Origin of the sequence: Burkholderia lata, from assembly GCF_902499025.1 — a bacterium.
GTDB lineage: Bacteria > Pseudomonadota > Gammaproteobacteria > Burkholderiales > Burkholderiaceae > Burkholderia > Burkholderia lata_C.
On sequence record NZ_CABVPW010000003.1, the window covers coordinates 136,859 to 150,020 of the forward strand.

Annotated in this window: 9 protein-coding genes; 5 read left to right on the forward strand and 4 right to left on the reverse strand. The window is 64.3% G+C overall.

Annotation, left to right across the window (positions count from 1 at the left end):
* Positions 1-4: 4 nt before the first annotated feature.
* Together rbfA and truB are read left to right on the forward strand one after the other, a co-directional pair.
* Entirely contained in the window at positions 5-403 is a 399-nt protein-coding gene (gene rbfA / locus BDI24065_RS03840) for a 30S ribosome-binding factor RbfA (protein ID WP_175030073.1), read from the forward strand.
* A gap of 13 nt (positions 404-416) precedes the next feature.
* Positions 417-1,349, forward strand: coding sequence for a tRNA pseudouridine(55) synthase TruB (truB, locus tag BDI24065_RS03845; RefSeq protein ID WP_175030074.1), 933 nt, complete (start codon positions 417-419; stop codon positions 1,347-1,349).
* A gap of 86 nt (positions 1,350-1,435) precedes the next feature.
* Here the strand turns inward: truB and BDI24065_RS03850 are convergent, their stop codons facing one another.
* From BDI24065_RS03850 to BDI24065_RS03865, 4 genes are all read right to left on the reverse strand, one after another.
* Complete coding sequence (locus tag BDI24065_RS03850) at positions 1,436-2,995, reverse strand: DHA2 family efflux MFS transporter permease subunit (protein WP_175030075.1); 1,560 nt, start codon at positions 2,993-2,995, stop codon at positions 1,436-1,438.
* Between the two features lie 28 nt (positions 2,996-3,023).
* Entirely contained in the window at positions 3,024-4,238 is a 1,215-nt protein-coding gene (locus BDI24065_RS03855; protein WP_175030076.1) for an HlyD family secretion protein, read from the reverse strand.
* 52 nt (positions 4,239-4,290) lie between these two features.
* Complete coding sequence (locus BDI24065_RS03860) at positions 4,291-5,787, reverse strand: efflux transporter outer membrane subunit (RefSeq protein WP_175030077.1); 1,497 nt, start codon at positions 5,785-5,787, stop codon at positions 4,291-4,293.
* An 87-nt stretch (positions 5,788-5,874) separates the two neighbouring features.
* On the reverse strand, positions 5,875-6,366 hold the full coding sequence (locus BDI24065_RS03865) for a MarR family winged helix-turn-helix transcriptional regulator (protein WP_011351804.1): 492 nt from the start codon (positions 6,364-6,366) through the stop codon (positions 5,875-5,877).
* 330 nt (positions 6,367-6,696) lie between these two features.
* Here BDI24065_RS03865 and typA point away from each other — a divergent pair, with 330 nt between their 5' ends.
* From typA to odhB, 3 genes are all read left to right on the forward strand, one after another.
* A complete protein-coding gene (gene typA / locus BDI24065_RS03870) occupies positions 6,697-8,523 on the forward strand; it encodes a translational GTPase TypA (RefSeq protein WP_175030078.1) in 1,827 nt (608 codons plus the stop codon).
* Positions 8,524-8,841: 318 nt separating this feature from the next.
* Positions 8,842-11,706, forward strand: coding sequence for a 2-oxoglutarate dehydrogenase E1 component (locus tag BDI24065_RS03875; protein WP_175014800.1), 2,865 nt, complete (start codon positions 8,842-8,844; stop codon positions 11,704-11,706).
* Between the two features lie 135 nt (positions 11,707-11,841).
* Positions 11,842-13,116, forward strand: a complete 1,275-nt coding sequence (gene odhB / locus BDI24065_RS03880; RefSeq protein ID WP_175014799.1) for a 2-oxoglutarate dehydrogenase complex dihydrolipoyllysine-residue succinyltransferase — start codon at positions 11,842-11,844, stop codon at positions 13,114-13,116.
* Positions 13,117-13,162: the final 46 nt, after the last annotated feature.

Below are 13,162 nucleotides of genomic sequence, written 5' to 3' on the forward strand. Positions count from 1 at the left end.
GATCATGTCCAGGAAACGTACTTCCCCCAATCGCAACGTGCAGATCGCTGACCAGATTCAGCGCGATCTGTCCGAACTCATCATGCGCGAGGTCAAGGACCCGCGCATCGGCATCGTGACCATCCAGAGCGTGGAACTCACGCCGGATTACGCACACGCGAAGGTCTACTTCACCGCGTTGACCGGCGATCCGGCCAAGACGCAGGAAGCGCTGAACCATGCGTCGGGTCACTTGCATAACCTGTTGTTCAAGCGCCTGCACATCCATACGGTGCCGACGCTGCATTTCCACTACGACCAGACGATCGAGAAGGCCGTGGAAATGTCGCGCCTGATCAAGGAAGCGAACGCGACGCGCGCGAAGGACGACGACGAGGCCGACTCGGCCACCAAGGACGACTGAGCTCGACCGGCCTATGACGACTGCAGCACCCCAACGTCCGCGCGTGCCCCGGCGCGTGCTGGACGGCGTCCTCCTGCTCGACAAGCCGGTCGGCCTGTCGAGCAACGATGCGCTGATTCGCGCGAAGCGCCTGCTGCTCGCGAAGAAAGCCGGTCACACCGGCACGCTCGATCCATTGGCTTCGGGCCTGCTGCCGCTGTGCTTCGGCGAGGCGACGAAGTTCTCGCAGGATCTGCTCGAAGCGGACAAGACTTACGAAGCGACGATGCGTCTCGGCCAGCGTACGGCCACGGGCGACGCGGAAGGCGAGGTGATCGACACGCGGCCCGTCGAATGCGACCGCGCGGCGGTGGAAGCCGCGCTCGCGCGTTTTACTGGCGAGATCGTGCAGGTGCCGCCGATGTATTCGGCGCTCAAGCGCGATGGCAAGCCGCTGTACGAATATGCGCGCGCGGGGCAAACCGTCGAGCGCGAGGGCCGTAACGTGACGATCCTTGCACTCGACCTGCTCGCGTGTGACCTGCCCGACGTGACGTTTCGCGTGACCTGCAGCAAGGGCACGTACGTGCGCACGCTGGCGGAGGATATCGGCGAGGTGCTCGGTTGCGGTGCGCATCTGACGATGCTGCGTCGCACGGGCGTCGGTGCGCTGACGCTCGAGCATGCGGTGACGCTCGATGCGCTGTCCGACGCAGACGAAGCGTCGCGCGATGCGTGGCTCCAGCCGGTCGACGCGTTGCTGTCGACGTTTGCGCTGGTTCGTCTCGATGAAACCAGCGCGAAGCGGTTCCTGCACGGCCAGCGTCTGCCGCTGTCGGCGCTCGATCCGATCGATGCGCCCGAAGGCGAGCGTGTGCGCGTCTACGACGCGACTCGGCTGCTCGGCGTGGCTCGCAAGGCGAATGGCGTGCTGGCGCCGGAGCGGCTCGTCGTCACGGCCGCCTGACACAGCCGCGCGGGCGTGCTCCCGTCGGAATAAAAAAAGCCCGGTCGATGTCGACCGGGCTTTTTGTTTGCGTGCAGGCTGCGCGTTCAGTGTGCAGCCGATGCTGCGGCACCTGCATCGCCGCCACCTGAGCGCTCGGGCTTCGTGATCCAGATCAGCCCGATCAGCAGCACGAAGATCGCCGCCGAGATGTAGAACAGATCGTTCACGCCGAGCTGCGCGGCTTGCTGCGTGGCCATGTTGTTGATCAGCCCGTGCGCCTGGTCCTGCGTCAGCCCGAGGTTGCCCATCTGCGTGACGGCCTGGTTGAACGTCGGGTTGTAGACGTTCGTCTGCTCGACCAGCTGCGCATGGTGGAAGTTGTTGCGATGGTCCCAGGCCGTCTGGAAGATCGACGTGCCGATGCCGCCGCACATGATCCGCACGAAGTTCGACAAACCCGATGCCGCGGGGATGCGGTGGCCGGGCAGGCCGGACAGCGTGATCGACACCAGCGGGATGAAGAAGCCGGCCATCGCGATGCCCTGCACGAGCGTCGGCAGCGTCAGCGACCATTCGTCGACACCCGTCGTGTAGCGCGACCGCATCCAGAAGCACAGCGCAAACGTCAGGAACGACGCCGTCGAGATGAAGCGCGGATCGGTGCGCGGCAGATACTTCCCGGTGAGCGGCGACAGCAGGATGGCGAACAGCCCGACCGGCGCCATCACGAGACCGGCGTCGGTCGCGGTGTAGCCGATCTGCGTCTGCAACCACAGCGGCAACAGTACGAGGTTGCCGAAGTACAGGCCGTATCCGATCGACAGCGCAACCGTGCCGCCGGTGAAGTTCCGCATGCGGAACAGCGACAGGTCGACGACCGGGTGCTCCGCCGTCAGTTCCCAGATGACGAAGAACGCGAACGCAATGACGGCGGTCAGCGCGAGCACGATGATGGTCGTCGAGGCGAACCAGTCGAGATCCTTGCCCTTGTCGAGCATGATCTGCAGCGAGCCGACCCAGACGACCAGCAGCGCGAGGCCCACGCCGTCGATCGGCGCGCGACGCACGGCCGATTCCCGATTGCGGTAGATCGCCCACGTCGCGGCGGCGGCGGCGATGCCGACCGGGATGTTGACGTAGAAGATCCACGGCCACGAGTAGTTGTCCGAGATCCAGCCGCCGAGGATCGGGCCGGCGACGGGCGCGATCAGCGTCGTCATCGCCCATAGCGCGAGCGCCATTGGCGCCTTGGCGCGCGGATAGCTCGACAGCAGGAGCGCTTGCGACAGCGGAATCATCGGGCCCGCAACCGCGCCTTGCAGCACGCGCGACGCGAGCAGGAACGGCAGCGTCGGCGCGAGTCCGCACATCCACGACGAGATGACGAACAGGATGATCGACGCGAGGAACAGGCGAACCTGACCGAAGCGGTCGGTCAGCCAGCCCGTCAGCGGCACCGAGATCGCATTCGCGACCGCGAACGACGTAATGACCCACGTTCCCTGGTCGGACGACACGCCGAGGTCGCCCGAGATGGTCGGGATCGCGACGTTCGCGATGGACGTGTCCAGCACGTTCATGAACACCGCGAGCGACACCGCGATCGTCCCGAGCAAGAGTTGCCCGCCCTGCAAGGGCGGGTGAGAGACAGGAGCCTGTGCCATGTCGGTTGTTTTTCCGGAGTCGGAAGGGTTACATCATCTTCGCGACGGCGTTCGACTTCGCCGCGGCCGGCGCCGCGGCATTGCCGCCTGCGTTCTCGGCGATGATGCGGGCGATTTCGGCGTCGGCTTCGTCGCCGTATTTCGCGAACACGCTGGTCTCGTAGACGGTGTTCGGCGCGTTCACGAGCTGGTCGCCGCGTTCGTCCTTGATGTCCACGTCGACCTGCATCGACAGGCCGATGCGCAGCGGGTGCTTGTCGAGATCCTTCGGATCCAGTTCGATCCGTACCGGCAGGCGCTGCACGACCTTGATCCAGTTACCCGTCGCGTTCTGCGCCGGCAGCAGCGAGAACGCCGAGCCGGTACCGGCCGAGAAGCCGACCACCTTGCCGTGGTAGACCGCCGACGAGCCATAGATGTCGGCCGTCAGTTCGACCGGCTGGCCGATGCGCATGTGCTTGAGCTGGACTTCCTTGAAGTTCGCATCGACCCACACCGCATTCAGCGGCACCACCGACATCAGCGGGGTGCCCGGCGACACGCGTTGGCCGACCTGCACCGAGCGCTTCGCGACATAGCCGGTGACCGGCGCCGGCAGCACGTTACGTGCGTTTGCCAGGTATGCGTCGCGAACCTTCGCGGCCGCGGCCATCACGTTCGGGTGCGATGCGATCGTCGTGTTCGCGGTCAGCGCGCGGTTCGATGCGAGTTGCTGCTGCGAGGCGTCGAGCGATGCCTGGGCGGCGCGAACGGCGTCGCGTGCGTGCGAGATTTCTTCCTGCGACACGGCGCCCGTCTGCGCGACGGCCATGCGGCGGCGGAGGTCGTCCTCGGCTTTCGACAGGTCCGACTGGCGCAGCGCGACTTGCGCGCGGTACTGGTCGTCGTTGACGAACAGGCCACGCACCTGGCGCACCGTCTGCGCGAGATTGGCTTCGGCCTGTTGCAGCGCGACTTGCGAGTCGGCCGGGTCGAGCACGACGAGCGGATCGCCAGCCTTGACCGTCTGCGTGTCGTCGGCCTTCACCGCGATCACGGTACCGGTGACTTGCGGCGTGATCTGCACGACGTTGCCGTTCACGTACGCGTCGTCGGTCCCTTCATGGAAGCGGGCGACGAGGAAGTAGTACAGGCCATACGCGATGGCCGCGATCAAGATGACCGCGACGAGCAGCGTCATCATCCGTTTGCGCTTGCCGTTATTCTGCGGCTGCGCGCTGGCGGCGTTTTGTTGGTCGCTCATGGCGATATTCTCCGTCCGTTATTTCGAGTGTCTGCGTAGTGATGGCGCCGGATCAGTTGGCGGCCTGTTTTGTCGGCTTGTCGGCGTCGGGTGCGGCGAGCGGCGTGCCGGTCGCGTCGAACCCGCCGCCCAGCGCCTTGATCAGCGCGAGCTGCATGTCGCGCCGGCGCATCTTCAGGTTGGTCACCGTCTGCTCCGATGCGAGGCGGTTGCTGTCCGCGGTCAGCACCTGCAGCTGCGGCGACAGGCCGGCCTTGTAGCGGATGACCGCGAGGTCGTATGCGCGCGTCGATGCATCGAGTGCGCGTTGCGCATCGCCCATCTGGCGATCGACCGCACGGATCGACGCGACCTGGGTCGCAACGTCGTTCAGCGCGCTGATCAGCGTCTGGTTGTAATTCGCCACCGACAGGTCGAAGTCCGCGTAGCGGCCCTTGAGCTGCGCGCGCAGCGCGCCGGCATCGAAAATCGGCAGGTGGATCGCCGGGCCGAACTGCGCCTGACGGCTCGCGAAGTTCAGGAATTTGCCCCAGCCGAACGCATCGAAACCGAAGCCGGCCGCGAGGTTCACGTCGGGATAGAACTCGGCCTTCGCTTCCTTCACGTCGTGCATCGCGGCTTCGACCTGCCAGCGCGCGGCGACGATGTCGGGGCGGCGCGAGACGAGATCGGCCGGCAGGTTGCCGGGCAGCGCGACTTCGCCGCTCGGGTTCAGCACGGGCGCCGCGATCTGCAGCCCGCGATCCGGGCCCTTGCCGAGCAGCGCCGCCAGCTGGTAGCGCACCGTCGTGATCTGGCCGTCGAGATCCGACAGCGAAGCCTGGGTCGTCGCGATATTGCCGCGGGCCGTCTGGCGTTCGACGTTGGTGTCGAGGCCGGCCGACACGCGGCCGTCGGTGATCTTGCCAACCGTCTCGCGGTTGGCGATCTCGCGTTGGGCGATGTCGCGCAACGCATAGAGCTGCGCGAGCGAGTTGTAGGTGCGTGCGACCGACGACGCGAGCGTGATGCGTGCCTGCTGCATGTCCGCTTCGGCCGCCTTTGCCTGCGACACGGCGGTGTGCAGGCGCTCTCGGTTCTTGCCCCACAGGTCGAGCTCCCACGACGCGCTCGCGAGGGCGTTGTTCTCGCTATACCACTGGCCGCCGTACGGGGGCGGGAACAGCGCGTTCGACGAATACAGCTCGCGCGTCCACGAATAGCTGGCTTCCGCCTTCGGCATCAGGTTCGAGCGCGACGATTCGATGTACGACGACGCCTTCGCGATGCGCGCCTGTGCCTGCGCGATCGACGGATTGCCCTGCAGGGCTTCGTCGATCAGCTTCGGCAGCTGCGGATCGCCGAACTGGCTGGCCCAGTCGAGCGCCGGCCACTGGCCGCCCTGGGCCGGCAGGCTCTGGGCGGATTCGAATTGCGACGCGGGGGCGATCTGCTTGTCGCTCTTGATGCCGATGTAATTCGCGCAGCCCGCCAGCGCCAGTGCGGCAACCGCGGCGGCGACGGCGGCGCGGCACGACCCGGCGCGCACGGACAACGGGGAGGATTTCATCGCGCTGATCCCTGACTCGGAATGAATGATGGACACTGCAAGGATTTCCTTACATTAATCTGTCAAAAGTAATTGTTATGGCAACTATTACGTGATGCTGCCGCCGGCGGTCTCGCAGTAGTTGCTGAGAATGCGGCGCAGCATGCTCTTCAGGAACCCGACTTCTTCCGGCGTAAACCCGTCCAGTACCTGGTCGAGCACGCTGCGGAAAATGGGCGGCAGCCGCTCGGCGAGCGCGCGGCCTTCGTCGGTCAGCTCGAGGCGCACGACACGCCGATCCTCGATGCTGCGGACGCGGGACAGCAGGCCGCGTTTCTCGACCCGGTCGAGCAGGCGCGTGACCGCGCTCGCGTCGATTCCGTACTCGCGCGCGAGTTCGGCGGCCGTCGAGCACTTGCCGACCGCGATCATGAACAGCATGCTCGCCTGCGTGCCCGTGATGCCGAGCTCTTCCTGCGTGCGTTGCGTGACGAGGTTGGTCATCACCGATTTCACGCGCGACATCAGATAACCGACGCTGTCGTTCATCTGATACGAAGACAGCGGCGAGACGGGTGGTTGGGTAGAAGAATCCGACATAAAACCCTGAAGCTGCAATAGTTGACTAGGCAGCAGTATAGGCACAGTTGCTTGCCGCGGCAAATGTTAATCGAACGGCAAAGGGCGCGCTTCGCGTCACAAGAATCCCTTGTCGTAGTAAGGTTTTTGATCTCGCCGGCAACGTGGACTTCGATTGACTGGTGTGCCCGACGGGAGGGTGAGTCGGCCCGCCTGTGTTGCGTCACAACGTGCCCGTCAGCTCTCGACATTCTCACGTGCTATAATTTGTGGCTTTCCAAGCTGCAATGTGCGCGCGCCCGTGAAAAACGAGCGGGCGCGTTTGCGCGTTCAAACGATTTCCAGGTTTCTATGACCCGCGCCCTTCGCAATATCGCCATCATCGCCCACGTCGACCACGGCAAGACTACGCTCGTCGACCAACTGCTCCGCCAGTCCGGCACCTTCCGCGAGAACCAGCAGATTGCGGAACGGGTGATGGACTCGAACGACATCGAAAAAGAGCGCGGGATCACGATTCTCGCGAAGAACTGCGCGGTCGAGTACGAAGGCACGCACATCAACATCGTCGACACGCCGGGGCACGCGGACTTCGGTGGTGAGGTGGAGCGCGTGCTGTCGATGGTCGACTCGGTGCTGCTGCTCGTCGACGCGGTCGAGGGCCCGATGCCGCAGACGCGCTTCGTCACGAAGAAGGCGCTCGCGCTCGGCCTGAAGCCGATCGTCATCGTCAACAAGATCGACCGTCCGGGCGCGCGGATCGACTGGGTCATCAACCAGACCTTCGATCTGTTCGACAAGCTCGGCGCCACCGAAGAGCAGCTCGACTTCCCGATCGTCTACGCATCGGGCCTGAACGGCTATGCGTCGCTCGATCCGTCGGCGCGCGAAGGCGACATGCGCCCGCTGTTCGAGGCGGTCCTCGAGCACGTGCCGGTCCGTCCGGCCGATCCGGAAGCGCCGCTGCAGCTGCAGATCACGTCGCTCGACTATTCGACGTACGTCGGCCGGATCGGCGTCGGTCGCATCACGCGCGGTCGCATCAAGCCGGGCCAGCCGGTCGTGATGCGCTTCGGCCCGGACGGCGACGTGCTGAACCGCAAGATCAACCAGGTGCTGTCGTTCACGGGCCTCGAGCGCGTGCAGGTCGAATCGGCCGAAGCGGGCGACATCGTGCTGATCAACGGTATTGAAGACGTCGGCATCGGCGCAACGATCTGCGCGGTGGATACGCCGGAAGCGCTGCCGATGATCACCGTCGACGAGCCGACGCTGACGATGAACTTCCTCGTCAACTCGTCGCCGCTCGCCGGCCGCGAAGGCAAGTTCGTCACGAGCCGCCAGATCCGCGACCGCCTGATGAAGGAACTGAACCACAACGTCGCGCTGCGTGTGAAGGACACCGGCGATGAGACGGTGTTCGAAGTGTCGGGCCGCGGCGAACTGCACCTGACGATTCTCGTCGAGAACATGCGTCGCGAAGGCTACGAGCTGGCCGTGTCGCGCCCGCGCGTCGTGATGCAGGAAATCGACGGCGTGAAGAACGAGCCGTACGAGCTGCTGACGGTCGACGTCGAGGACGAGCACCAGGGCGGCGTGATGGAAGAACTCGGCCGCCGCAAGGGCGAAATGCTCGACATGGCGTCGGACGGCCGCGGCCGCACGCGTCTGGAATACAAGATCTCGGCGCGTGGCCTGATCGGCTTCCAGAGCGAATTCCTGACGCTCACGCGCGGTACGGGCCTGATGAGCCACATCTTCGACTCGTACGCGCCGGTCAAGGACGGCTCGGTCTTCGAGCGTCGCAACGGCGTGCTGATCTCGCAGGACGACGGTGCCGCCGTGGCATACGCACTGTGGAAGCTGCAGGATCGCGGCCGCATGTTCGTGAAGCCGGGCGACGCGCTGTATGAGGGCATGATCATCGGCATTCACAGCCGCGACAACGACCTCGTCGTGAACCCGATCAAGGGCAAGCAGCTGACCAACGTGCGTGCGTCGGGCACCGACGAAGCCGTGCGTCTCGTGCCGCCGGTCCAGATGTCGCTGGAATACGCGGTCGAATTCATCGACGACGACGAGCTCGTCGAAGTGACGCCGCAGTCGATCCGTCTGCGCAAGCGTCACCTGAAGGAACACGAGCGTCGCCGCGCGAGCCGCGAAGGCGCGGTCGACTAAGCGTTTCGGCCGTTCGCTGCATCACGGAAAAGGCTGCCTGCGGGCAGCCTTTTTCGCATCTGCGCGACGTGCAATCGGGTTGCCTGCAAAACACTGTTTCTGCGGGTCGTGGCAATCCGGCAAAACCCCGTCGCGCGGTGCTTTCAGGCACATTTCACCGTGAACTTCGGTATCGGTTCTGTGATATGCTGCGCGCACGCAAGTTTTAGGTCCTTCCAAGCAAGACTTGATTCGCAATCCGCTAAACGGTCAGGCCGTGTCGCGGAAGGTTGAGTAACCCGCTATTTCTCGAGAAGCTCGAAGAAAGGTGAGCGTAAAATGTCAGATGTAATGAAGCAGTTTCAGCTGAACTCCTATCTGTTCGGCGGCAATGCTTCGTACGTTGAAGAACTGTACGATGCATACCTCAACAATCCGGCATCGGTGCCGGAGAACTGGCGAGAGTATTTCGACGCGCTGCAGAATGTGCCTGCAACGGACGGTTCGAATGCCAATGACGTCGCCCATTTTCCGATCGTCGAATCGTTCGCCGAGCGCGCGAAGGCCAATGCCTTCATCCCGCGCGAAAGCACCACCAATCTGGCTGCGGCACGCAAGCAAGTGCACGTCCAGTCCCTTATCAGCGCCTATCGCTTCCTTGGCTCGCAATGGGCCAATCTGGATCCCCTGAAGCGTCGCGAACGTCCCGCCATTCCCGAGCTCGAACCCGCGTTCTACGATTTCTCCGAAGGCGATCTCGACCAGACGTACAGCGCAAGCAACCTGTACTTCGGTTTCGACCAGGCTTCGCTGCGTGACATCGTCAAGGGTCTGCGCGACACGTACTGCGGCACGATCGGCGCCGAGTACATGTACATCAGCGATCCGGAACAGAAGCGCTGGTGGCAGGAGCGCCTGGAGTCGACTCGCGCGACGCCGAACTTCTCGGCAGACGAGAAGAAGCACATCCTGAATCGCCTGACGGCCGCTGAGGGCCTCGAGCGCTACCTGCATACCAAGTACGTCGGCCAGAAGCGCTTCTCGCTCGAAGGCGGCGAAAGCTTCATCGCGGCGATGGACGAAGTCGTCCAGCACTCGGGCAAGCGCGGCGTGCAGGAAATCATCATCGGCATGGCCCACCGTGGCCGTCTGAACGTGCTGGTCAACACGCTGGGCAAGATGCCGGCCGACCTGTTCGCCGAATTCGAAGGCAAGCACGTCGACGACCTGCCGGCCGGTGACGTGAAGTACCACAAGGGCTTCTCGTCGGATGTGTCGACGGAAGGCGGCCCGGTCCACCTGTCGCTCGCGTTCAACCCGTCGCACCTCGAAATCGTGAACCCGGTGGTCGAAGGTTCGGCGAAGGCGCGGATGGATCGTCGCGGCGACGAAGACGGCCTGCAGGTGCTGCCGGTGCAGATCCACGGCGACGCGGCCTTCGCAGGCCAGGGCGTCGTGATGGAAACGCTGAACCTCGCGCAGACGCGCGGCTACGGCACGCACGGCACGCTGCACATCGTCATCAACAACCAGATCGGCTTCACGACGTCCGACCCGCGCGATGCGCGCTCGACGCTGTACTGTACCGACGTCGTCAAGATGATCGAGGCGCCGGTGCTGCACGTGAACGGCGACGATCCGGAAGCTGTCGTGCTCGCGATCCAGATCGCGATCGACTACCGGATGCAGTTCCACAAGGATGTCGTGATCGACATCGTCTGCTTCCGCAAGCTGGGTCACAACGAACAGGACACGCCGGCGGTCACGCAGCCGCTGATGTACAAGAAGATCGCGCAGCACCCGGGCACCCGTGCGCTGTACGCGGAGAAGCTCGTGCAGCAGGGCGTGATCACCGCGGAAGACACCGACAACTTCGTGAAGGCGTACCGCAAGGCGATGGACGACGGTCACCACACGGTCGACCCGGTCCTGTCGAACTACAAGAGCAAGTACGCGGTCGACTGGGTTCCGTTCCTGAACCGCAAGTGGACGGATGCAGCCGACACGGCCGTGCCGCTCGCAGAACTGAAGCGCCTCGGCGAACGCATCACGACGGTCCCGGAAAACTTCAAGGTCCACCCGCTCGTCGAGCGCGTGATCAACGACCGCCGCAACATGGCGCGTGGCGACCAGCCGCTCGACTGGGGCATGGGCGAACACCTCGCATTCGCGTCGCTCGTCGCATCGGGTTACTCGGTGCGCCTGACGGGCCAGGACTCGGGCCGCGGCACGTTCACGCACCGTCACGCGGTGCTGCACGACCAGAACCGCGAGCGCTGGAACGACGGCACGTACGTGCCGCTGCAGAACATCGCTGAAGGCCAGGCGAAGTTCACGGTGATCGACTCGGTGCTGTCGGAAGAGGCCGTGCTGGGCTTCGAATACGGTTACTCGACCGCCGAGCCGAACACGCTCGTGCTGTGGGAAGCGCAGTTCGGCGACTTCGTCAACGGCGCACAGGTCGTGATCGACCAGTTCATCTCGTCGGGCGAAGTGAAGTGGGGCCGCGTGTCGGGTCTCACGATGCTGCTGCCGCACGGCTACGAAGGCCAGGGTCCGGAGCACTCGTCGACGCGTATCGAGCGTTTCCTGCAACTGTGCGCAGATCACAACATGCAGGTCGTTCAACCGACGACGCCGGCGCAGATTTTCCACCTGCTGCGTCGCCAGATGATCCGCCTGTTCCGCAAGCCGCTGATCGTTGCGACGCCGAAGTCGCTGCTGCGTCACAAGGAAGCGGTGTCGGACCTGTCGGAACTCGCGAAGGGTTCGTTCCAGCCGGTGCTGGGCGAAACCGATGGCGGCATCGACGCGAAGAAGGTCAAGCGCGTGCTGGCATGCTCGGGCCGCGTGTATTACGACCTCGTCGCCCATCGCCGCGAAGCGAAGGCGAACGACGTCGCGATCATCCGTATCGAGCAGCTGTATCCGTTCGCGCACAAGCAGTTCGAAGCCGAAATGAAGAAGTACGAGAACGCGACTGAAGTGGTCTGGGTGCAGGACGAGCCGCAGAACCAGGGCCCCTGGTTCTACGTCGAGCACCATCTGAAGGAAGGCATGAAGGAAGGGCAGAAGCTGGCATACAGCGGCCGTCCGGCTTCGGCCTCGCCGGCGGTTGGCTACTACGCGAAGCACTACGAGCAGCAGAAGGCCCTCATCGAAGGTGCATTCGGCCGCCTGAAGAGCGCATCGATCGCGAAATAACCGACGGAAGCGAAACGGGAAGGCGCCATGCGCTTTCCCGTCTCTTTTGGCCCGCCGGGCGCGTTGCGCGCCGCACCGGCCGAAGGAATCGCACGAACCTCGTCATTACCCAGATTAAGCATCCAGGAAAATCACATGGCTATCGTAGAAGTCAAAGTCCCCCAGCTTTCGGAGTCGGTTTCGGAAGCCACCATGCTGCAGTGGAAGAAGAAGCCGGGCGAAGCAGTTGCTCAAGACGAAATCCTGATCGAACTCGAGACCGACAAGGTCGTGCTCGAAGTGCCGGCACCGGCCGCGGGCGTGCTCGCGCAAGTGCTGCAGAACGACGGTGACACCGTCGTTGCCGATCAGCTGATCGCAACGATCGACACCGAAGCGAAGGCAGGTGCAGCCGAAGCCGCTGCGGGCGCCGCCGAAGTCAAGCCGGCAGCAGCGCCTGCTGCAGCCGCACCGGCAGCCCAGCCGGTCGCCGCAGCCGCATCGTCGACCACCGCCTCGCCGGCCGCATCGAAGCTGCTGGCAGAGAAGGGCCTGTCGGCGGGCGACGTCGCAGGTTCGGGCCGCGACGGCCGCGTCACGAAGGGCGATGCGCTGGCAGCAGGCAGCGCACCGAAGGCCGCCCCGGCTGCCGCACCGGCGAAGACCGCCGCTGCGAAGCCGTCGCTGCCGGACGTGAAGGTGCCGGCGTCGGCCGCGACCTGGCTGAACGACCGTCCGGAACAACGCGTGCCGATGTCGCGCCTGCGTGCGCGTATCGCCGAGCGTCTGCTCGAGTCGCAGCAGACCAATGCGATCCTGACGACGTTCAACGAAGTGAACATGGCCCCGGTCATGGAACTGCGCAACAAGTACAAGGACAAGTTCGAGAAGGAACATGGCGTGAAGCTCGGCTTCATGTCGTTCTTCGTGAAGGCGGCCGTGCACGCGCTGAAGAAGTTCCCGCTCGTGAACGCGTCGATCGACGGTAACGACATCGTCTACCACGGCTACTTCGACATCGGTATCGCTGTCGGCTCGCCGCGCGGCCTCGTCGTGCCGATCCTGCGCAACGCGGATCAACTGAGCCTCGCCGAGATCGAAAAGAAGATCGCCGAGTTCGGCCAGAAGGCGAAGGACGGCAAGCTGTCGATCGAGGAAATGACGGGCGGTACGTTCTCGATCTCGAACGGCGGCGTGTTCGGCTCGATGCTGTCGACCCCGATCATCAACCCGCCGCAATCGGCAATCCTCGGCGTGCACGCGACGAAGGAGCGTCCGGTCGTCGAAAACGGTCAGATCGTGATCCGTCCGATCAACTACCTCGCGCTGTCGTACGACCACCGCATCATCGACGGCCGCGAAGCCGTGCTGTCGCTCGTCGCGATGAAGGATGCGCTGGAAGATCCGGCACGTCTGCTGCTCGACCTGTAAGCCGAGTCTCACCGCATTGACCCGCTTCGCACGGGCGCGCGATACG